At 75.4% G+C, this 20,098-nt stretch carries 21 protein-coding genes; 8 read left to right on the top strand and 13 right to left on the bottom strand.

The window, feature by feature from the left end:
- Window positions 1-31: 31 nt before the first annotated feature.
- From KVT14_RS06095 to KVT14_RS06105, 3 genes are all read right to left on the bottom strand, one after another.
- On the bottom strand, window positions 32-532 hold the full coding sequence (locus tag KVT14_RS06095; protein ID WP_308160919.1) for an NUDIX domain-containing protein: 501 nt from the start codon (window positions 530-532) through the stop codon (window positions 32-34).
- Window positions 533-537: 5 nt separating this feature from the next.
- On the bottom strand, window positions 538-2,337 hold the full coding sequence (locus KVT14_RS06100) for a biotin carboxylase N-terminal domain-containing protein (RefSeq protein ID WP_217614864.1): 1,800 nt from the start codon (window positions 2,335-2,337) through the stop codon (window positions 538-540).
- A gap of 439 nt (window positions 2,338-2,776) precedes the next feature.
- Window positions 2,777-3,460 (bottom strand): nucleoside triphosphate pyrophosphatase, encoded by a 684-nt coding sequence (locus KVT14_RS06105; RefSeq protein ID WP_217614865.1) that lies wholly within the window; start codon window positions 3,458-3,460, stop codon window positions 2,777-2,779.
- A 166-nt stretch (window positions 3,461-3,626) separates the two neighbouring features.
- Here KVT14_RS06105 and KVT14_RS06110 point away from each other — a divergent pair, with 166 nt between their 5' ends.
- Window positions 3,627-4,265, top strand: coding sequence for a vitamin K epoxide reductase family protein (locus tag KVT14_RS06110; protein WP_254630486.1), 639 nt, complete (start codon window positions 3,627-3,629; stop codon window positions 4,263-4,265).
- Window positions 4,266-4,359: 94 nt separating this feature from the next.
- Here the strand turns inward: KVT14_RS06110 and KVT14_RS06115 are convergent, their stop codons facing one another.
- Genes KVT14_RS06115 through KVT14_RS06130 form a run of 4 tightly spaced genes read right to left on the bottom strand, consistent with a single transcriptional unit; the run spans window position 4,360 to window position 8,569 of the window.
- On the bottom strand, window positions 4,360-6,078 hold the full coding sequence (locus KVT14_RS06115; protein WP_217614866.1) for a DUF885 domain-containing protein: 1,719 nt from the start codon (window positions 6,076-6,078) through the stop codon (window positions 4,360-4,362).
- Window positions 6,079-6,129: 51 nt separating this feature from the next.
- Window positions 6,130-6,366: an acyl-CoA carboxylase epsilon subunit gene (locus KVT14_RS06120; RefSeq protein WP_308160920.1), complete on the bottom strand. Its 237-nt coding sequence runs from the start codon at window positions 6,364-6,366 to the stop codon at window positions 6,130-6,132.
- Entirely contained in the window at window positions 6,363-6,947 is a 585-nt protein-coding gene (locus KVT14_RS06125; RefSeq protein ID WP_308160921.1) for a hypothetical protein, read from the bottom strand. The genes KVT14_RS06120 and KVT14_RS06125 overlap by 4 nt, the downstream gene beginning before the upstream one ends.
- On the bottom strand, window positions 6,944-8,569 hold the full coding sequence (locus KVT14_RS06130) for an acyl-CoA carboxylase subunit beta (protein ID WP_217614867.1): 1,626 nt from the start codon (window positions 8,567-8,569) through the stop codon (window positions 6,944-6,946). Before KVT14_RS06130 ends, KVT14_RS06125 begins: the two co-directional genes overlap by 4 nt.
- Before the next feature lie 119 nt (window positions 8,570-8,688).
- On the opposite strand from KVT14_RS06130, the gene KVT14_RS06135 reads away from it, so the two are divergent.
- From KVT14_RS06135 to KVT14_RS06150, 4 genes are all read left to right on the top strand, one after another.
- Complete coding sequence (locus KVT14_RS06135; protein WP_217614868.1) at window positions 8,689-9,579, top strand: biotin--[acetyl-CoA-carboxylase] ligase; 891 nt, start codon at window positions 8,689-8,691, stop codon at window positions 9,577-9,579.
- A complete protein-coding gene (locus KVT14_RS06140; protein ID WP_217614869.1) occupies window positions 9,576-10,640 on the top strand; it encodes an adenylate/guanylate cyclase domain-containing protein in 1,065 nt (354 codons plus the stop codon). The genes KVT14_RS06135 and KVT14_RS06140 overlap by 4 nt, the downstream gene beginning before the upstream one ends.
- Before the next feature lie 44 nt (window positions 10,641-10,684).
- The gene (locus KVT14_RS06145) at window positions 10,685-11,083 is read left to right on the top strand and encodes a VOC family protein (RefSeq protein WP_217614870.1); all 399 of its coding nucleotides are present in this window, start codon (window positions 10,685-10,687) and stop codon (window positions 11,081-11,083) included.
- An 81-nt stretch (window positions 11,084-11,164) separates the two neighbouring features.
- Window positions 11,165-12,484 (top strand): multidrug effflux MFS transporter, encoded by a 1,320-nt coding sequence (locus KVT14_RS06150; protein ID WP_217614871.1) that lies wholly within the window; start codon window positions 11,165-11,167, stop codon window positions 12,482-12,484.
- A 114-nt stretch (window positions 12,485-12,598) separates the two neighbouring features.
- Here the strand turns inward: KVT14_RS06150 and KVT14_RS06155 are convergent, their stop codons facing one another.
- The 6 genes from KVT14_RS06155 to adhE all read right to left on the bottom strand — a co-directional run bounded on the left by KVT14_RS06155 (window position 12,599) and on the right by adhE (window position 18,309).
- On the bottom strand, window positions 12,599-13,879 hold the full coding sequence (locus KVT14_RS06155; protein WP_217614872.1) for an aminotransferase class I/II-fold pyridoxal phosphate-dependent enzyme: 1,281 nt from the start codon (window positions 13,877-13,879) through the stop codon (window positions 12,599-12,601).
- Window positions 13,880-13,962: 83 nt separating this feature from the next.
- Complete coding sequence (locus tag KVT14_RS06160; RefSeq protein WP_217614873.1) at window positions 13,963-14,364, bottom strand: PIN domain-containing protein; 402 nt, start codon at window positions 14,362-14,364, stop codon at window positions 13,963-13,965.
- Window positions 14,349-14,606: a type II toxin-antitoxin system Phd/YefM family antitoxin gene (locus tag KVT14_RS06165; RefSeq protein ID WP_217614874.1), complete on the bottom strand. Its 258-nt coding sequence runs from the start codon at window positions 14,604-14,606 to the stop codon at window positions 14,349-14,351. Before KVT14_RS06165 ends, KVT14_RS06160 begins: the two co-directional genes overlap by 16 nt.
- Before the next feature lie 85 nt (window positions 14,607-14,691).
- A complete protein-coding gene (locus KVT14_RS06170; protein ID WP_147795895.1) occupies window positions 14,692-14,814 on the bottom strand; it encodes a molybdopterin oxidoreductase in 123 nt (40 codons plus the stop codon).
- A 115-nt stretch (window positions 14,815-14,929) separates the two neighbouring features.
- Entirely contained in the window at window positions 14,930-15,454 is a 525-nt protein-coding gene (locus KVT14_RS06175; RefSeq protein WP_217614875.1) for a hypothetical protein, read from the bottom strand.
- Window positions 15,455-15,594: 140 nt separating this feature from the next.
- A complete protein-coding gene (gene adhE / locus KVT14_RS06180; RefSeq protein ID WP_217614876.1) occupies window positions 15,595-18,309 on the bottom strand; it encodes a bifunctional acetaldehyde-CoA/alcohol dehydrogenase in 2,715 nt (904 codons plus the stop codon).
- Window positions 18,310-18,657: 348 nt separating this feature from the next.
- Here adhE and KVT14_RS06185 point away from each other — a divergent pair, with 348 nt between their 5' ends.
- The 3 genes from KVT14_RS06185 (at window position 18,658) to KVT14_RS06195 (ending at window position 20,079) form a co-directional block, all read left to right on the top strand.
- Window positions 18,658-19,026 carry a hypothetical protein gene (locus KVT14_RS06185; RefSeq protein ID WP_308160922.1) on the top strand — a complete coding sequence of 123 codons (369 nt, stop codon included), beginning with the start codon at window positions 18,658-18,660 and terminating at the stop codon, window positions 19,024-19,026.
- Between the two features lie 125 nt (window positions 19,027-19,151).
- Window positions 19,152-19,529, top strand: a complete 378-nt coding sequence (locus tag KVT14_RS06190; RefSeq protein WP_217614877.1) for a hypothetical protein — start codon at window positions 19,152-19,154, stop codon at window positions 19,527-19,529.
- Window positions 19,530-19,560: 31 nt separating this feature from the next.
- Window positions 19,561-20,079: a hypothetical protein gene (locus tag KVT14_RS06195; RefSeq protein ID WP_217614878.1), complete on the top strand. Its 519-nt coding sequence runs from the start codon at window positions 19,561-19,563 to the stop codon at window positions 20,077-20,079.
- Window positions 20,080-20,098 lie beyond the last annotated feature (19 nt).

Below are 20,098 nucleotides of genomic sequence, written 5' to 3' on the forward strand. Positions count from 1 at the left end.
CGGGCGGGCGCGCCGCTGGCGCCCGCGGGCCTCAGGACGCGGCGTCCTCGACCTCGGGCGGCAGCGCCGCGCGCAGGGCCGGCCAGGCGTCCGCGAACGCGGGCAGCAGCGGCAGCGCGGTGACGTCGTCGAGCGCGACCCAGGCGATCGCGAGGCTCTCGTCGTCGGTCGGCCGCGCGTCGACCGGGCCGGACGTGACGGCCACGATCGTCGTGTACGACCAGTCCTCGTGGTCGAGCACGTGCTCACCGACCACCCGGACGGACGCGGGCTCGATGCCCGCCTCCTCCTGCGACTCGCGCAGGGCGCCGTCGACCGCCGACTCGCCGGTGTGCCGGGCGCCGCCGGGCAGCCCCCAGGTGCCGCCCTGGTCGCTCCACGGCGCGCGGTGCTGCAGCACGACCGCGGCGGCGTCGGTGGCCGTCGCCGGGCGCGCCAGCAGCAGGCCGGCCGCGCCGGCGGTGCCCCAGTGCCGGCGGCCGCACCGGCACTCGACCCACCCGTCGCCCGGGTGGTGCGGTCGCCGCGGCACCGCGGTCAGTCGACGATCTCGCAGATGGCGGTGCCCGCCGCGACCATCCCGCCGACGTCGGCGGACAGGGACGCGATGGTGCCGGCGCGGTGCGCGACCAGCGGCTGCTCCATCTTCATGGCCTCGAGCACCACGACCAGGTCGCCCTCGGCCACGGTGTCGCCCTCGCCGACCGCGACCTTGACGATCGTGCCCTGCATGGGGGAGGTGAGGGCGTTGCCGGACGCGGCGGCCGGGCGGCCCGCGGCGCGGCGGGGGGCCGAGCGGCGGGGGCCCGCGGCGGCGGCGCGGCCGCGACCGGCGCGCAGGGCGAGCGCGGCCGGGAGCACGACCTCGAGGCGCTTGCCGCCGACCTCGACGACCACGCGCTCGAGCTCGGTGGGCTCGCCGTCCTCGTCGGGCCCGCTGGCGGTGACGGCGGGCGTGCCCGTGAGCGTGGGCAGCCGGTCGGCGAACTCGGTCTCGATCCACCGGGTGTGCACCGCGAACGGCTGCTCCGGGTCGGTCGGGACGAAGGCCGGCTCGGCCATGACGGCGCGGTGGAACGGCACGACCGTCGGGATGCCGGCGATCTCCAGCTCGGCCAGGGCCCGGCGGGCGCGCTCCGCGGCCTGCTGCCGGGTCGCGCCGGTGACGACCAGCTTGGCGATCATCGAGTCGAAGGCGCCCGACACGGTGTCGCCCTCGACCACGCCGGAGTCGACCCGGACGCCCGGGCCCGCGGGGAACCGCAGCGTCGAGATCTTGCCGGGCGCCGGCAGGAACCCGGCGGCCGGGTCCTCGCCGTTCAGCCGGAACTCGAAGGAGTGGCCGCGGGTCTCCACGTGGTCGTAGCCGAGGGGCTCGCCGTCGGCGATGCGGAGCTGCTCGCGGACCAGGTCGATACCGCTGATCTCCTCGGAGACCGGGTGCTCGACCTGCAGGCGGGTGTTCACCTCGAGGAACGAGATCGTCCCGTCGGCGGCGACGAGGAACTCGCAGGTGCCGGCGCCGACGTAGCCGGCCTCCTGGAGGATGGCGACCGAGGCGTCGACCAGCTGGGCGCGCTGCGCGTCGGAGAGGTACGGCGCGGGGGCCTCCTCGACGAGCTTCTGGTGCCGGCGCTGCAGCGAGCAGTCGCGGGTCGACACGACGACCACGGTGCCGTGCTCGTCGGCGAGGCACTGGGTCTCGACGTGCCGCGGCCGGTCCAGGTACCGCTCGACGAAGCACTCGCCGCGGCCGAACGCCGCGACGGCCTCGCGGACCGCGGAGTCGTACAGCTCGTCGATCTCCTCGGAGGTGCGGGCGACCTTGAGGCCGCGGCCGCCGCCGCCGAACGCCGCCTTGATGGCGACCGGCAGCCCGTGCTCGCGGACGAACGCGTGCACCTCCTCGGCGCCGGACACCGGGTCGGGGGTGCCCGCGACGAGCGGGGCGCCGGCGCGCTGCGCGATGTGCCGCGCGCTCACCTTGTCGCCGAGGTCGCGGATCGCGGCGGGCGGCGGGCCGACCCAGACCAGCCCGGCGTCCAGGACGGCCTGGGCGAACTCGGCGTTCTCCGAGAGGAACCCGTAGCCCGGGTGCACGGCGTCCGCGCCGGAGCGGCGGGCGACGTCGAGCAGCTTGGCGATGTCCAGGTACGTCTCGGCGGCGCGGGCGCCGTCCAGCGCGTAGGCCTCGTCGGCGACGCGCACGTGCAGCGCCTCGCGGTCGGGGTCCGCGTAGACGGCGACGGAGGCGAGGCTGGCGTCGCGGCAGGCGCGGGCGATGCGGACGGCGATCTCGCCGCGGTTGGCGACGAGGACCTTCGAGATGCGGGGCACGGCTCACCGTAACGCGGGCTGCCTCCGGCGTTCACGCCCGCGGCCGGTCGCGCCGCGAAGATCGCCGAACCGGCCAACGCGGTCCCCGCGCCGTTGGAGGGTTCCACAGCGGACGCGCGGCGCCGGGTGCGCGGCCCGGCGCGCCCTTGTCCGCCCCCGACAAACCCGCGGCGCCGTGCGCCGGGCGTCGAGTGCCTACCGGACACGCCGAGTGCCTATCCAGCGGATAGGCACTCGACGTGTCGGTTGTGCACTGGGGGCTGGGCGCGGCGCGTGCGGGCGGTGCGGGCGCGGCCGCGGGCCGCCGCGCCGACCGGGTAGCCGACACGTCGAGCGAGCAGTCGCCGACTACCCCCTCGACGTGTCGGCTACCCGCTCGCGTCCGAGGCGGCGCGCGTAGGGGGCGCGGCGCGGGCGGCGCGGGCGGCCAGGAGGGGCGTCAGGACGGGAGGCGGGTCCAGAGGGTGTGCAGGGGGACGCCGCGCGCGGCCAGGAGCTCGCGCAGCAGCGGCAGGCTCAGGCCGACGACGCCGTGGTGGTCGCCCTCGACGCGGGTGATGAACGCGCCGCCGAGGCCGTCGATGGTGAACGCGCCCGCGACCCACAGCGGCTCGCCGGTGGCGACGTAGGCGTCGACCTCGGCGTCGGTGACGTCGGCGAAGTGCACGACGGTGGTGGACGTGGCGCCCGACTCGCGGCCCGCGCCGCCGCCGTCGCCCGCGCGCACGCCGACGCCCGCCCCGTCGCCGTCCCCGCCCGCGCCGTCGCCGGCGTCCCGCCCGTCCACGAGCCAGTGCCCCGTGTGCAGCCGCCCGCTGCGCCCGCGCATCGCCCGCCATCGCGCGGCGGCGTCCGCGGCGTCGGCGGGCTTGCCGAGCACCTGCCCGTCGAGCTCGAGCATCGAGTCGCACCCCAGCACCAGCGACCCCGCGCGCCCGGGCGCGACGTCCCGGGCCTTGGCGCGGGCCAGCAGCAGCACGGCCTCGGCGGGCGGCACGTCGCCGGCCGCGGCCAGCACCGCGGGCTCGTCGACGGCCGACACGGCGACGGTCGGCTCGATCCCGGCCGCGCGCAGGGTCGCGAGCCGGGCGGGGGAGGCGGAGGCGAGCACGAGGGTCGTCATCCGGCGAGCGTACGGCCAGGTCGGGGACGTACGTCCCTCGGCCGGCACCGCCCGCGTGCCGATGATGTCCGGGGAACTCCCAGGAGGGGATGCGACGATGACGGGCGTGACCGAGGACAGCGCGCGGGCCACGCGCCCGAGCGGCGCAGCAGCCGACCCGACCGACCTGCTCGACCACGATCCCGTGGACGACGACCCCGACTCCCCGGCTCGCGCGGCCTGGCGCCGCCGGACCGCGATCGAGATGGCCGTCTCCGGCGTCATCGGGCTGTTCACGTCGTTCGTGCTGTCCATCGAGGCGTGGCACCTGGCGAAGGACCCGACGGCGGCCCTGTCCTGCGACCTCAGCTCGGTGATCTCGTGCAGCACCGTGGCGCTGTCCCCGCAGGCGGAGGTGCTCGGCTTCCCGAACGCGTTCCTCGGCATCGCGTTCGAGTCGGTGGTGATCGCGATCTCCATCGCGGGCATCGCCGGGGTGCGGTTCCCGCGCTGGTACATGCTCGGCACCCAGGCGCTCTACACGGTCGCGCTGGTGTTCGCGTGGTGGCTGTTCCTGCAGTCGTACTTCGTCATCAAGGCGCTGTGCCCGTGGTGCCTGCTCATCACCGTGACCACGACGCTGGTGTGGGCCGGCCTCACCCGGTGGAACGTCCGGGACGGCCACCTGCGGCTGCCCGGTCGCGCCGGCCCCTGGGCACGCGGGTTCGTGGCCTCCGGCACGGACTGGTACGTGACGATCGCCGTGCTCGTGCTGTTCGTGGCCGCGATCCTGCTGAAGTACGGCCCGTCGCTCCTGGCGTCCTGAGCCGCGCGGCGTCCCGCGCGACGCGCCGCACACCCCGCACGCACGAGGGCCCCCGGACCGCGCAGGTCCGGGGGCCCTCGTCGTCCCGCACCGGTCAGGCCAGCGCGGTCCGCAGCACGTCGAGCGGCAGCGCGCCCATGCCGAGCGCCCGGGCGTGGAACGCCCGCAGGTCGAACGCCTCGCCGCGGGCCTGCGCGGAGTCGCGGGCGCCGTCCCGGATCTGCTCCCAGATCCGCTGGCCGATCTTGTACGAGGGCGCCTGGCCGGGCCAGCCGAGGTAGCGGTTCAGCTCGAACCGGACGAACTGCTCCGGCATGTTGACGTTGGCCCGGAGGAACTCCCACGCCTTGTCGGCGTCCCAGGTGCCGCCGCCCCAGCGCTCGGGCGCCTCGAGGCCCAGGTGCACGCCGAGGTCCAGCACGACGCGGGCGGCGCGCATCCGCTGCCCGTCGAGCATCCCGAGCCGGTCGCCCGGGTCGTCCAGGTGGCCGAGGTCGGCCATGAGCCGCTCGGCGTACAGCGCCCAGCCCTCGCCGTGGCCCGACACCCAGCACGCCAGCCGGCGCCAGGAGTTGAGCTGCGCGCGGTTGTAGACCGCCTGGCCGACCTGCAGGTGGTGGCCCGGGACGCCCTCGTGGAAGACGGTGGTCTTCTCGCGCCAGGTGTTGAACGTGGTGACCTCCGGCGGCACCGACCACCACATCCGGCCGGGCCGGCTGAAGTCGTCGGACGGGCCGGTGTAGTAGATCCCGCCGTTCTGGGTCGGGGCGATCCGGCACTCCAGGGTGCGGATGGCGTCCGGGATCGTGAAGTGCACGCCGTCGAGCGCGGCGACCGCGGCGTCGGACGTCTCCTGCATCCAGCGCTGCAGCGCGTCGGTGCCCTCGAGCCGGCGCGACGGGTCGGCGTCGAGCGCGGCCACGGCCTGCTCGACGGTGGCGCCGGGGCCGGCGATCTCGGCGGCGACGGCCTCCTGCTCGGCGACGACCCGCGCGAGCTCCTCGAGCCCCCACTGGTAGGTCTCGTCCAGGTCGACGGTCGCGCCCAGGAAGTACCGGGACCACAGCGCGTAGCGCTCGCGGCCGGCGGCGTCCTCGGCGGGCGCCTGCGGGGCGAGCTCGTCGCGCAGGAACGTCACCAGGTCGGCGTAGGTTCGCCGGGCCGCCTCGGCCCCGCGCTCCAGGTCGGCGCGCAGCGCGTCGCCGCCGGCCTCGATCGCGGCCGCGGCCTCCGGGCCCTGGACGAAGGAGGTGAAGAACGAGGACGACGGGTCGGCCAGGTCCTCCGCCTGCGCGATCGCCTCGCGGACCTGCCGGATCGCGGGGACCTGCCCGCGCGACGCGGCCAGGCGCAGCGACTCGACGTAGCCCGCGCCGGCGCGCGGCAGCCCCGCGAGCCGCTGGGCGGTCGTCGCCCAGGCCTCGGGGCCGTCGGTCGCCATGATGTCGAAGACGTCCCGCATGCCCTGGACGGGCGAGGCGATGACGTTGAGGTCGGCGAGCCACTCGCCGGCCTCGTGCAGCTCGAGGTCCAGGCCGAGGCGCTCGCGCATCGCGGCGAGCGTGATCGCGTCCACCTCGTCGGCGGGGGCGAGGCCGTCCAGCTGCGCGAGCGTGGCGCGGGCCGCGTCGGCGCGCGCGTCGTGCCCGGCGGGGGACAGGTCGGTGACCTCGTGGTCGTGGCCCGGGACGCCCAGCGCGGTCGCGCCGAACGGGTCGAGGGCGGCGGTGGTGGCGACGTAGGCGTCGGCGACGGCGTCGATCGGGGTCGCGGGGCGCTGCGGCGCCCCGGTGGTGTCGGGTGCAGTGCTCACCCGGTCGACCCTACCCGCGCCGCGCCGGGCCGCCCGGGCTTTTCCGGCGCGTCAGCGCAGGCTGCGCCGCCAGGCGTCCGGCCCGGTGCGCCACGCCCCGCGCGCGCCGGGCAGCGTGCGGGCGCGGTCCGCCCAGCCCGCGTGCGGCAGCGCCTCGGCGACCACGTCGTCGTCACCGGGCACCGACGCGGCGACCAGCCCGGCCACCAGGGCCGCGAGCTCGACGTCGTCCGGCGTGCCGCGGACGACCTGGACGTGCGGCAGCGCCGCGGCGTCGCCCGCGCTCACGCCTCGTCCCCGCCGTCCTCGTCGTCGTCGAACGTGACGGGCGCCCCGCGGGACGCCCCCCAGCCCTCGACGGTGAACCCGCTGTCCAGCAGGCGCTCGACGATCTCGGCGCCCCCGTTGTCGACGATGCCGAGCACGGCGTCGATCGACTGGTCGTGCGGGGCGGCCGGGACGCTGACGACGAACCCGAGGTGGAACTCGTCGGTGTCCTCGTCGGCGGCGGGCGCCTCGGACGGCGCGGCGTCGTCCTCCCAGGTCATGCCGGTGAGCTCGGAGTGCATGCCGAGGCTCTCGTGCAGCAGGTCGTACAGCCGGGCGTTGAGCGCGGAGACGCGGGACTCGAGCGCGAGCACCCGCGGGTCCTCGTCGGCCTCGGACGCGCCGAACTCGGCGCGCACGCCGGCGGCGGTGTCCACGTACTCGTGCAGCGCAGCGGCGAGCTCGTCCACCACGCCGTGCATGGCGCCGGTGTCGACGCCGGGCAGCGGCTCGGGGCCGTGGGCGCCGCCGGCGTGGTCGTGGGCGCCGTGGTCGTGACCCCCGTGGTCGTCGGGGCCGGGCAGCAGCGGGTCGCCGGTCACAGCGGGATGTTCCCGTGCTTCTTGGGCGGCAGCGCGGCGCGCTTGGTCCGCAGCACGCGCAGCGCGCGCACGATCTGCGACCGGGTCTCGGCGGGCGCGATGACCGCGTCCACGTAGCCGCGGTCCGCGGCGTCCCACGGGTTCACGATGGCCTCCTCGTACTCGCGGGTGAGCCGGGCGCGCTCGGACTCGACGTCCCCGCCGGCCTCGGCCACCTGCTTGAGCGCCCCGCGCTGCAGGATGTTCACCGCACCGCCGGCGCCCATGACCGCGATCTGCGCCGTGGGCCACGCCAGGTTCACGTCGGCGCCGAGCTGCTTCGACCCCATGACGATGTAGGCGCCACCGTACGCCTTGCGGGTGATGACGGTGACGAGCGGGACGGTCGCCTCCGCGTACGCGTAGATGAGCTTCGCGCCGCGGCGGATGATGCCGTTCCACTCCTGGTCGGTGCCGGGCAGGAAGCCCGGGACGTCGACGAACGTCAGCACCGGGATGCTGAACGCGTCGCAGGTCCGGACGAACCGGGCCGCCTTCTCCGCCGCGTCGATGTCGAGCGTGCCGGCCATCGTGAGCGGCTGGTTGGCGACGATCCCGACCGCGTGCCCCTCGACCCGGCCGAAGCCGACCAGCACGTTCCGGGCGAACAGCGGCTGCACCTCGAGCAGGTCGCCGTCGTCCAGCACGTGCTCGACGACGGTGCGCATGTCGTACGGCTGGTTGTCCGAGTCCGGCACGAGCGTGTCGAGCTCGAGGTCCTCGTCCGTGACCTCGAGCTCGGCCTCCTGCGGGTAGGCCGGCGGGTCGGTGAGGTTGTTCTGCGGGAGGTAGGACAGCAGCGAGCGCACGTAGTCGAGCGCGTCGTCCTCGTCCGAGGCCAGGTAGTGCGCGACGCCCGACCGGGTGTTGTGCGTGGTCGCGCCGCCGAGCTCCTCGAAGCCGACGTCCTCGCCCGTCACCGCGCGGATCACGTCCGGGCCGGTGATGAACATGTTGGACGTGCCGTCGGCCATGACGATGAAGTCGGTCAGCGCGGGGGAGTACACCGCGCCGCCGGCCGACGGGCCGAGGATGAGGCTGATCTGCGGGATCACGCCGGACGCGGCGACGTTGCGCCGGAAGATCTCCGCGAACTGGGTGAGGCCCGCGACGCCCTCCTGGATGCGCGCGCCGCCGCCGTCGCTGATGCCGACCAGGGGCATCCCGGTCCGCAGCGCGAGGTCCATCACCTTGGTGATCTTCTGGCCGTGCACCTCGCCGAGGCTGCCGCCGAACACCGTGAAGTCCTGGGAGTAGACCGCGATCGGCCGGCCGTCGACCGTGCCGTGCCCGACGACGACGCCGTCGCCCGGGACGCGCTTCTTGTCCAGGCCGAAGTTGGTCGAGCGGTGCCGGACGAACGCGTCGAGCTCGGTGAAGGAGCCCGGGTCGAGCAGGGCCTCGATGCGCTCGCGGGCGGTGCGCTTGCCGCGGGCGTGCTGCTTCTCGGCGGCGGTCCGCTCGGGCTCCGCGACGGCGCGGCGGTGCCGGTCCGCGAGGTCGGCCACCTTGGCGGCGGTGCCGGCGGGCCGGGGGGCGGCGGGCGTGGCGGCGGTCTGGTCCGCCGGGAGCTGGTCGGTCACCCGCACGAGGCTAGTGGCCTGACGGCGCGGCACACCTGGGCGACGGGCACGGACTCCCGCGCGCCGGGTCGTGCGAATGCCACAACGTCCCCGCGAGCGCTCCGGGCGAGGATGGACCCGTGGACGAGACGAACCCGGACGGACCGGCCCGCGCGCCCCTGCGCGTCGCCGAGGTGCGCGCCGCGCTGCTGCACCCCGCCGGGCCGCTGCGCCGGTGCGAGGTGCTGCCCGCGGCGGGCTCGACCAGCACCGAGCTGCTCGCCCGGGTCGCCGCGGACCCCGCCTGGGCGGACGGGGGGCTGCTCGTCGCCGAGCACCAGCAGGCCGGCCGGGGGCGGGCCGACCACGCGTGGACGACCCCGCCGGGCGCCGCGCTCACCCTGTCGCTCGCGGTGCGCCCGGGCGTGCCGCGCGACCGGTGGGGCTGGCTGCCGCTGCTGACCGGGCTGGCGGTGGCGCGCGCCGTGCAGGCGACCACGGGGCTCGCGGCCGGGGTGAAGTGGCCGAACGACGTGCTGCTGCCGGCCGCGGACGGGGTCGACCTGCCCGGCTGGGGGACGCACCGCAAGGCCGTCGGCGTGCTCGCCGAGGTGGCCCCGGCGGGTGACGCCGTGGTGCTCGGCATCGGGATCAACGTCGACCAGGTGCCGGAGGAGCTGCCGGTGCCGAGCGCGACGTCGCTGCGGGTCGCGGGAGCGCCGGGCGTCGACCGGACCGCGCTGCTGCTCGCCGTGGTCGGCGAGGTCGTCGCGGTGCTCGAGCGCTGGCAGGACCGCGGCGGCGACGTCGCGGCGGCGGGACTGGACGCGGACGTGGCGGCCGCGTGCCTCACGCTGGGCCGCACGGTGCGCGCCACGCTGCCGGACGGCGCGGAGCTCCGCGGGACGGCGAAGCGGATCGACCGGGACGGGGCCCTGGTGGTCCGGGACGCCGACGGGGCCGAGCGGGTACTGCTCGCCGGTGACGTGCGTCACGTGCGCCCGGTCGGTGAACTAGGGTCGCAGTCGTGACGGACGAGGTGCAGGACGGGGTGCGGGCTGCCGCGCTGGACGCGGCGCTGCTGGGCGGCCCGCGGACGCTGTCCCTGCGGGACCTCGCCGCGCGCTCGGGCCTCGACCTGGAGCTGGTGCGGCTGTACTGGCGGACGCTCGGGCTGCCGCACCCGGACGCCGACGACGTCGCGTTCACCGGCCGGGACGCCGAGGCCGTCGAGCGCGTCGCGGCGCTGCTGCGCGACGACCACGTCGGCAGCCGCACGATGATCTCGCTGACCCGGGCGCTCGGGCACACCAGCGACCGGCTCGCGCTCTGGCAGGTCGAGGCGCTGGTCGAGGACATGGCGACCCGCCGCGACCTCGACGACCCGGCCGCCCGGCGCGCCGTCCTCGACGAGCTGCCGCGGCTCGCGCCCGTCCTGGAGGCGCAGCTGCTGCACTCCTACCGCCGGCACCTGGCGTCGATCGCGGCGCGGTACGCCGTCGAGTTCGCCGCCGACGGCGAGACGGGTGCGGCGGAGGCCGACCCCGCCGCGCTGCCGCTCGCGCGCGCCGTCGGGTTCGCCGACATGGTGTCGTTCACCCGCCGCACCGCCGGCCTGGGCTCCACCGACCTCTCCGACTTCGTGCAGCGGTTCGAGACCGCGGCGCGGGACGTGGTCACCCAGTGCGGTGGCCGCGTGGTCAAGACCATCGGGGACGCGGTGCTGTTCGTGGCCGACGACGTGCGGACCGGGGCGAAGGTGGCCCTGGAGCTCGCGCGGGTGCTCGGCGGGGACCTGGACGTCGAGCGGGAGCGCGGCGCCGGCGGACTGGCCGAGGGCGCCCGCGGCGTCACGCCGGTGCGCGTCGGGGTCGTGTGGGGCCGGGTGCTGTCCCGGTTCGGCGACGTGTTCGGGCCGTCGGTCAACGTGGCGGCGCGGCTCACCGACATCGCCGACCCGAGCACGGTGCTGACCGACCCGGCGACCGCGCGGCTGCTGCTGGACGCGCCCGGGATGCTGCTGGAGCCGCTGCCCGAGCGCGAGCTCGAGGGGATCGGGGCGCTGGCGCCGGTCCGGATCCGGACGGCGTGACGGTGGCGGGGCCGGAGGCCGGGGGAGGGGACGGCGGGCGTCCCGTGCGCCAGCTCCGGCTCGTCGTCGAGGCCGAGGACTACGACGCGGCGCTGGCGTTCTACCGCGACGTGCCCGGGCTCGAGCAGCTCGAGGCCTACGAGGGCGGCGACGGCGCGCACGTCGCGATCCTCGACGCCGGCCGCGCGACGCTCGAGATCGCGAACCCCGCGCAGAAGCGGCTGATCGACGACGTCGAGGTCGGCCGCCAGGTCGCCCGGCACGTGCGGGTCGCGTTCGAGGTGGCCGACACCCGGGCGACGACGGCCCGGCTGGTCGACGAGGGCGGGGCCGAGCTGGTCGCGCCGCCGACCGAGACGCCGTGGCGCTCGCTCAACGCGCGGCTCGAGGGCCCGGCGGGCCTGCAGCTGACGGTGTTCCAGGAGCTGGGCCCGGAGGACTGACCCGCCGGGTGCACCGGCCCGTGCGACGGTGATCTGCACCGGGATCGAATCGATTCGCCCCGGGCCGTGGCGCGTGCGACGATGCAGCACGAGATGAGCACCGGCGAACCCGTCCCGACCCCCGCCCGACCCTCGACGACCGCGGCGGCGCCGGCGGCCACCCCGGCCTCCGCGCCCGCGTTCCGGCCCAGCGCCAAGTACGTGCTGCTGCTGGGCGTGATGACCGCGCTGCCCGCGATCACGACCGACATCTACCTGCCGTCGCTGCCCGACGTGGCGCGCGACCTGGACACCAGCGCGGCCGCGGCCCAGCTGACGATGACGATGATGCTGGTCGGCGGCGCCGCCGGGCAGCTGGTCATCGGCCCGCTGTCCGACCGGTTCGGCCGCCGGCTGCCCGTGCTGATCGGGGTGGCGCTGCACGTCGTCACGTCCCTGCTGTGCGCGATCGCGCCGGCGATCATCCCGCTCATCGGGCTGCGCATGGTGCAGGGGTTCTTCAACGCGTCGGCGTCGGTGGTCGCGATGGCGGTGATCCGGGACCGGTTCGTCGGCCCGGACGCGTCGCGGCTGCTGTCCCGCCTGATGCTGGTCATCGGCGTCGCCCCGCTGTTCGCGCCGAGCGTCGGCGGGCTGATCGCCGGCCAGTGGGGCTGGCGCGCGGTGTTCGTGGCGCTCGCGATCTACGGCGCCGGGCTCTGGGTGGTCGTGCTGCTCCGGCTGCCCGAGACGCTGCCGCGCGAGCGGCGGCTGTCGTCCGCCCGCGGCGTGTGGAGCGGGTACCGGGTGCTGCTCCGGGACCGGCACTTCGTCGCGCTGGCGCTGCTGCCCGGCCTCGGGCTGGCGGTGCTGATGAGCTACGTCGTCGGCTCGCCGTTCGTGCTCCGCGAGGGGTTCGGCCTGACCGCGGGGCAGTTCGCCCTGGTGTTCGCGATCAACGGCATCGGGCTCGTCGGCGGCGCGCAGGTGAACGCCGCGCTGGTCCGCCGGTACGCGCCCATCCAGATCATCCGGGTCGCGCTGCCCGCGTCGTTCGTCCTGGTGCTGACGCTGCTGGTCCTCGCGCTGACCGGTGCGGGCGGGCTGCCGGCGCTGCTCGTCGTGCTGTTCCTGACCATGTCGCTGGTCAACTTCACGCCGCCCAACGCCTCGGCCATCGCGCTGTCCCGGCACGGCGAGCGCGCCGGCACCGCGGCGGCGTTCATCGGCGCGCTGCAGGCGGGCGTGTCGGGCGTCGTCGCGCCGCTGGTCGGCGTGCTCGGCGAGTCGGCCTGGGCGATGGCGACCGTCATGCTCGCGGGCGCGGGCGGCGCGCTGCTGGTGCTCGCGCTGGCGACGCCGGCCTACCGCCGCGGCGGCTGGACCGGGGGCGGCCTGGGCTCGGCGGTCGACACCCGCTGAGCGCCGGCGCGCCGGGCTCCCCGTCCCGGACCCCACCCGATCCTCGCGCCGCACCCCGATCGATCGGGTGGTCCCGCGAGAATCGGGAGGGGATCGGGACGCGCGCCGCCCGGGTCAGCCCGCCAGGGCCGCCAGGCGCTCCGCCGCCTCGCGCAGCACCGCCTCCTGCTTGACGTACGTGAACCGCACCGCCGTGCACAGCGCGCGGTCGGCGGCCGAGCCGTCGTGCGTGAACGCCCCGACCGGCACGCCGACGACGCCCGCGAGCCCGGGCAGCGCGCGGCACAGGTCCGCCGCGTCCCGCAGGCCGTGCCGCGCCAGCGGGCCCGCGAGCAGCCGCGCGGCGTCCGCCACCACGAAGTAGGTGCCCTGCGGGCGCACGACGTCGAACCCGGCGGCGGTCAGCCCGGCGCTCAGCAGGTCGCGGCGCCCGGCGAGCGAGTCGGCGAGGCCGCGCACGTAGCCGGCGTCGGGGGAGTCGGTCGTCTCCAGGTCCAGCGCGTGCGCGATCGCGGGCTGGAACGGCGCCCCGGACACGTAGGTGAGGAACTGCTTCACGGCGCGCACCGCGTCCACCAGCCCCGCCGGGCCGGTGACCCAGCCGATCTTCCAGCCGGTGAACGAGAACGTCTTGCCGGCCGACGAGATCGTGAGCGTCCGCTCCGCGGCGCCCGGCAGCGTGGCGAACGGGACGTGCGGGACGCCGTCGTAGGTGAGATGCTCGTAGACCTCGTCCGTGACGACCACGCAGTCGTGCCGCTCGGCGACCTCCGCGACCACCGCGAGCTCCTCGCGGGTCAGCACCGCGCCCGTCGGGTTGTGCGGGGTGTTGAGCAGGATGACCCGGGTGCGGTCGGTGACCGCGGCGCGCAGCGCGTCGGCGTCCAGCCGGAACCCGTCCGGGGCCGCCGCGAGCGGGGCGGTGGTGTGCCGCGCACCGGCCAGCCCGATCACCGCGGCGTACGAGTCGTAGAACGGCTCGAGGGTCAGCACCTCGTCGCCCGGCTCGGTCAGCGCGAGCACCGCGGCCGCCAGCGCCTCGGTCGCGCCGGTGGTGATGAGCACCTCGGTCTCCGGGTCGGGGGCCAGGCCGTAGTGCCGCGCCTGGTGCTCGGCGACGGCGCGGCGCAGGTCCGGGACGCCGGGGCCGGGCGGGTACTGGTTCACCCCGGCGGCGATGGCCTCGGCGGCGACCCGCTTCACGGACTCCGGGCCGTCGACGTCCGGGAACCCCTGGCCGAGGTTCAGAGCGCCGGTCCGCACGGCGAGCGCGGACATCTCGGCGAAGATCGTCGGCCGCGGCACGCCGTCGGCACCGAGCAGCCCGGCGGCCCGGGCGGCGTCGCGCCAGCGGCCGGGCGTCGTGGGGCGGGCGGGGAAGGGCGTGCCGGTCATCGCGGTCCTGTCGTGAGGGGACGCGAGGAGGGTAGTCCGGCCTGCCGGCCCGGGGGCCCGGGTGCCCGCGGACCGGTCGTCCGTCACAGGGTGACGGCGTGGACGCCGGGGAGCTCGGCGAAGCGCGCCCGCCGGTCGGGGGTCACCACGACCCTGCCGTGCTCGGCCGCCTGCGCCGCGATGATGAGGTCGTGCGCGCCGCGCGGGCCGCCGGTCCGGCGCACGTGGGCGAGGAGCCGCGCGTGCTCGGCGGCGGTGCGCGCGGTGTAGTCGAGGACGGTGGTGGTCGCGGTGATCGCGGCGAGCACGCGGCGGCGACGCTCCGCGCGGTCCGCCGTGGCCGCCAGCTCGATCCCGACCCGGAACTCGGCGACCGTGACCGCCGCGATCGCCAGGTCGTCCTCGTCCGCGACGACCTGGGGTCCCGCGCGACCGCGCTCGAACGCGATGAGCGCCCCGGTGTCCAGGATCAGGCGTCGCGCCACGGCACGGAGTCGCGGGTGAGGAGCCGGGTCGCCGTCCCGATGTCCGCCTCGAGGTGGTCGTCCAGCGGAGGCAGACCGGCGAGCGCCCGACGCAGCGCGCCCGCCGTCGACGTGCTGCCCGCCGATCGGACCTCCGCCACCGCCCGACCGGACCGCGTGATCGTGAACGTCTCGCCGTGCGCGACCGCGTCGAGCATCCCGGGCAGGTGGCGGGACGCGTGCGTGGCGGTGACGGTGCGCATGCGTCGAGCCTAGGGACGCGGGTGCGGAGACGACAGAGGGAGTTCCCGACCTGTGGACGACGGCCGCGGGCGCGGTTCCCGGGCGTCAGAGCACGCCGGACGCCGCCGCCAGGCCCGCGAGGACCAGCAGCACCAGCGACCCCCACGCGCACGCGACCCACCACGGCACGTGGTGCCGGGTCCGGGTGCGCGTGTGGTGCGTGGTCATGCCTGTGTGATCGGCACCACGCGCGCCGGCTCAAGCCGTCGGGGCCGACTCGCCCGGGTGACTTCCCGGTGGGGGTGTCACCCGGTCGCCACCCGGCCCCGGCCGGCGGCCGGCCTCAGCCCCGCTCGGTCTCCTGCACCTGCTGGGACAGCTGCTCGACCTGCTGCGCGAGCTTGTCGAGGGCGTCGGCCGTCGTGGCGTCGACCTGCGAAGACGCCGAGTCGAGCGCGCTGCGGGCCGAGTCGAGCGCGGAGCGCGCGGAGTCGAGCTGCTCCTGGGTCGCGGCGGTGCCGTCGGCCTGGGCCTGCTCGAGCGCCGCGGTGGCGTCGTCGATCGCGGTGGAGGACTGGTCGACCGCGCCCTGCGCGGCCTCGCGCGCGCTCGCGTCGAGGTCCTGGAGCCGCGCCCGGGCGTCGTCGACGGCGGTCTGCGCGGACTCGACGCGCTCGCGGACCTGGTCGGCGAGGTCGCGCAGGTTGCCGGCGGCCTCGCTGGCGGAGTCGGCGACGGACTGCGCCTGGGACGCGATCTCCTCGGCCTGGGAGCAGGCGCCTGGCGCGAGCGCGGCGGCGAGCGCGAGCGGCACGACGGCCGCGGCGCGGGCGCGGCGGGCGGGACGTGCGGTGCGGCGGGTGGTCATCGGCGGGCCTCCTCGTCGGTGGACCGCCCAGTGTGCCAGCCGCACCTGGGAGCGGAGGCAGAGGAACGCCCCGCCCGCGACGGGTGGTCGCGGGCGGGGCGCTCGGGCGAGCAGCGACCTGGGTCAGGTCGGAGGGACGCTCAGGCGTCGGCCTCCGCCGGGGCCCCCGCCCCGGCGGGCGCGCTCTCGGCGCCCTGCTGCTGCTCGCGGCGGCCCCGCACCTCCGCGACGGAGGTGCCGTAGTAGGCCGCGGTCATGATGTCCTTCATGTCCGCCCGCATCGGCATGCGGGGGTTGGCGGGCGCGCACTGGTCCTCGTACGCGCCCATGGCGACCTCGTCGAGCCGGGACAGGAAGTCCTGCTCGTCGACGCCCTGCGCCTGGAAGGACGACGGGATGCCGACCTTGGCGCGCAGCGCCTCGATCGCCAGGGCGTAGGACTCGACGCCCTGCTCCGGGGTCTCGGCCGGCAGGCCCAGCATCTGGGCGATCTGCTGGAACCGCTCCGGGGCCACGTAGTGCTCGTACTTCGGCCAGCTGGTGAGCTTGGTCGGGATCTGGCCGTTGTACCGGATCACGTGCGGCAGCAGCGTGGCGTTGGTCCGGCCGTGCACCAGGTGGAACGTCGAGCCGATGACGTGCGCCATCGCGTGCACGATCCCGAGGAACGCGTTGCCGAACGCCATGCCGGCGATGGTGCCCGCGTTGTGCATCTTCTCGCGGGCGTCCTTGGTGGCCGGGTCGGCCGGGTCGCCGTTCACGGACTGCGCGAGGTTGTCGAAGATGAGGCGGATCGCCTGCAGCGCCATGCCGTCGGTGAAGTCGTTCGCGTAGACGGCGACGAACGCCTCGGTGGCGTGGGTCAGGGCGTCGAACCCGGAGTCGGCGGCCAGCGAGCGCGGCATCTTCGAGGTGAGGACCGGGTCGATGATCGCGACCGTCGGCGTCAGCGCGTAGTCCGCCAGCGGGTACTTCTTGCCCGCGTCGGGGTCGGAGATGACGGCGAACGGGGTGACCTCCGCGCCGGTGCCCGAGGTGGTCGGGATGCACACCAGCTTGGCGAGCTCGCCCAGGGTCGGGAACTTGAACGCGCGCTTGCGGACGTCGAAGAACTTCTGCTTGAGGTCGGAGAACACGATCTCCGGGTGCTCGTACAGCAGCCACATGACCTTCGCGGCGTCCATGGGCGACCCGCCGCCGAGCGCGATGATCGTGTCGGGGCGGAAGTGGCGCATCTGCGCGGCGCCCGCCTGGACGGTCTTGACGCTGGGCTCGGGCTCGACCTGGTCGATGATCTGCACGGACACGTTGTTGCCGCGGCGGTGCAGGACGTCCAGGACCCGGTCGACGAAGCCGAGGGTGGTCATCGTGGCGTCGGTGACGATGGTGACGCGCTCGACGTCGGCCATGTCGGACAGGTAGCGGATGGCGTTCGGCTCGAAGTACGTCTTGGCCGGGACCTTGAACCACTGCAAGTTGTTGTTCCTCCGGCCCACGCGCTTGATGTTGACGAGGTTGATCGCCGAGACGTTGTTCGACACCGAGTTGTGGCCGTAGGAGCCGCAGCCCAGGGTCAGCGACGGGATGAAGGCGTTGTAGATGTCGCCGATGCCGCCGAGCGAGGAGGGCGCGTTCGCGATGACGCGGATCGCCTTGACCCGGTTGCCGTACTCCTCGGTGAGCGCCTCGTCCTGGGTGTGGATCGCGGCGGAGTGGCCGAGGCCGTCGAACTCGACCATCTGCTCGGCGAGCTGGATGCCCTGCTCGGTCGAGGTGGCGCGCAGCACGGCGAGGACCGGGCAGAGCTTCTCGCGGGTCAGCGGCTCGTTCGGGCCGACCGAGCCGACCTCGGCCAGGATGATCGAGGTGTCGGCGGGGACGGTGAAGCCGGCCTGCTCGGCGATCCACTGCGGGGACTTGCCGACGACGGTCGGGTTCAGCTTGGCGTCGCCGCAGTTCTTGCCCTTGGCCTCCACCCCGAAGATGAACTTCTCGAGGAGCGCCTTCTCCTTCTTGGTGGCGCGGTACGCGTGCAGCACGGCGAACTCGGCCAGCGCGGCGTCGTAGATCTCGTCGTCCAGGATGACGGCCTGCTCGGAGGCGCAGATCATGCCGTTGTCGAAGGACTTGGACAGCACCACGTCGTTGACGGCCCGCTTGAGCTTGGCGGTCTTCTCGATGTAGGCGGGGACGTTGCCCGCGCCGACGCCGAGGGCCGGCTTGCCGCACGAGTACGCGGCCCGGACCATCGCGTTGCCGCCGGTCGCGAGGATCGTCGAGACGCCCGGGTGGTTCATCAGCAGGCCGGTGGCCTCCATCGAGGGGGTCTCGACCCACTGGATGCAGTGCTCGGGGGCGCCGGCGGCGACCGCGGCGTCCCGCACGACGCGGGCGGCCGCCACGGACGACTTCTGCGCGTTCGGGTGGAACGCGAAGATGATCGGGTTGCGGGTCTTCAGCGCGATGAGCGCCTTGAAGATGGCCGTCGACGTCGGGTTGGTCACCGGGGTCATGGCGCAGATGACGCCGACCGGCTCGGCGATCTCCGTGATGCCGTTGATCTCGTCGCGGGAGATGACGCCCACGGTCTTGAGCGCCGCCATCGAGTTGGTGACGTGCTCGCAGGCGAAGATGTTCTTGACGGCCTTGTCCTCGAAGACGCCGCGGCCGGTCTCCTCGACGGCCAGCTCGGCGAGCTGCCCGTGCTGGTCCAGCGCCGCGACGGCGGCCTTCTTGACCAGGCGGTCCACGTCCTCCTGGGTGAAGCGGGCGTACTCGGCCAGCGCCTTGGTCGCGCCGGCGACCAGCTGGTCGATGGCCGCGGCGGTGTCGGTGCTCGTCGTCGTGGTGGTCACGGGGACTCTCCCGAGGGTGGTGGGTTGGGGTGCGGAGGGCTCCGTCGACCTCACGACCAGAACGGTATCGAGAAAAGTTTCACAAAGTCTGGGACCGGAGTCCCGGGGACCTCGGTCCTGCCTCGGCGGGCGGCCCGCCGGGCCCGGGCGCGGCGCGCGATATGTCACGAAAATGCGCACAAATGCGGATCTGGGATCGATTGCCCGCATTTGCTCTGCTGGTCAGAGCGTTGCTGACATCGAGTCGGAATGTCGGTAACGTGCGGCGCACCCCGCGTCGGCCCCCGCCGTCCGCGACCACCGACCCGCGGCCGGACCCCCGGCCGGCCGCCGCCGAGGAGGCCCCCCGTGCCCACGCTCCAGGACGTCGCCCAGGACCTGATGGACCTCGATGGGGCGATCGCCTTCGCGTTCGTCGACCACACGAACGGGCTCGTGCTCGCGTCCGCCACCTCGGTGCCGTACGACATCGAGCTCGCCGCGGCCGTCGCCACCGAGTTCGTCCGCGCCAAGCTGCGCGCGGTCGAGCAGATGGGCCGCGGCGGGGCGGTCGAGGACATCCTCGTCACGCTGGAGGACGAGCTGCACCTGACGCTGGTGTGCGACCACCCGCGCCTCCAGGGCGTGTTCGGCTACCTCGCCCTCGACCGCCGGCGCGGCAACCTCGCGCTCGCGCGGCGCACGCTGCGCGCGCTCGGCGGGTCCGTCGAGCTCTAGCCGGAGCCGAGGCCGGAGCCGGCGCCGCGCCCCCGAATCGCGTTCGGGGGCGCGGAACGGCGATTGGGGTGGTGCCTCCCGGTGGCAGCGTCGCTCCCGTTCCACCGGACGACGAGGAGTGACGCATGATCAGCATGGAGGAAGCAACGGCCCAGGTGATGGCGCTGGACGGCGCGATCGCGCTCGCGGGCGTCGACTACACGAGCGGCATGACGATCATGTCCACCGTCGTGAAGCCGTTCGACATCGAGCTCGCCGCGGCCGTCGCCACCGAGGTGGTGCGCGCGCAGATGCGCGCGATCGACCAGCTGGGCGGCGGGCAGTCCATCGACGACATCCTCATCTCGCTGTCGGACGAGCTGCACCTCATCACCCTGAGCGACGACCCGCGCTACGCCGGCCTGTTCTCGTACCTGGTGCTCGACCGGCAGCGGGGCAACCTCGCGCTCGCCCGACGGCGGCTGCGCGACCTGACCCAGGCCGGCATCGAGATCGAGAGCTGATCCGGCTCCGCCGACGACCCAGGAGGTGCGCGTGGACGCCGCGCAGGTGCTCGACACCCTCACCCGCGCGCTGCCGCCCGGGGCCGCGGCCTCCTGGCTCGCGCCGGACGGCGCCGCCGCCGCCGGGGTGGCGGCGCCCGAGCCGGGCGTCGCGGCGCTGGTCGCGGCCCTCGCGGCCGCGGTCGCCCGGGACGGGGGCGACCTCGCCGGGGACAGCAGCAGCCTGCTGGTCGAGTCCCCGGCGCGGACGCTGCTCGCGCACCGGCTCGGCGGCCACGGCACGCTCGTGGTCGTGGCGGGGCCGGATCTCAACCTGGCGCTGGTCCGTCGGCTGGTCCGCACGGCGCTCGCGGACGGCGAGCCGCGCGGTGCCGACGACGCCCCCGGCGGGCTCGCCGGGACCGGTGCCGATGCCGTCACGGCGCCCGGCGCCGAGGGTCCGCTGCCCGCCCTGCCGCGCCGCGCGCCGGCCGCCCGGGTCACCGACTTCCGCTACGAGCCGGAGGACGTCGAGGTCCTCCGGCAGCTCCGCGAGGCGCTCACGGGCTGATCCCGCGAGCGCCCCGCGC

Source organism: Cellulomonas sp. GbtcB1, assembly GCF_019091725.1.
In the GTDB taxonomy this organism is placed as follows: domain Bacteria; phylum Actinomycetota; class Actinomycetes; order Actinomycetales; family Cellulomonadaceae; genus Cellulomonas.

What these genes read in the sequence shown, in the direction of transcription:
- KVT14_RS06105 (WP_217614865.1), bottom strand. Translation starts at nt 3,460, where the DNA reads ATGACGACCCTCGTGCTCGCCTCCGCCTCCCCCGCCCGGCTCGCGACC.
- KVT14_RS06150 (WP_217614871.1), top strand. Translation starts at nt 11,165, where the DNA reads ATGCAGCACGAGATGAGCACCGGCGAACCCGTCCCGACCCCCGCCCGA.
- KVT14_RS06155 (WP_217614872.1), bottom strand. Translation starts at nt 13,879, where the DNA reads ATGACCGGCACGCCCTTCCCCGCCCGCCCCACGACGCCCGGCCGCTGG.
- KVT14_RS06165 (WP_217614874.1), bottom strand. Translation starts at nt 14,606, where the DNA reads ATGCGCACCGTCACCGCCACGCACGCGTCCCGCCACCTGCCCGGGATG.
- KVT14_RS06170 (WP_147795895.1), bottom strand. Translation starts at nt 14,814, where the DNA reads ATGACCACGCACCACACGCGCACCCGGACCCGGCACCACGTGCCGTGG.
- KVT14_RS06175 (WP_217614875.1), bottom strand. Translation starts at nt 15,454, where the DNA reads ATGACCACCCGCCGCACCGCACGTCCCGCCCGCCGCGCCCGCGCCGCG.
- KVT14_RS06190 (WP_217614877.1), top strand. Translation starts at nt 19,152, where the DNA reads ATGATCAGCATGGAGGAAGCAACGGCCCAGGTGATGGCGCTGGACGGC.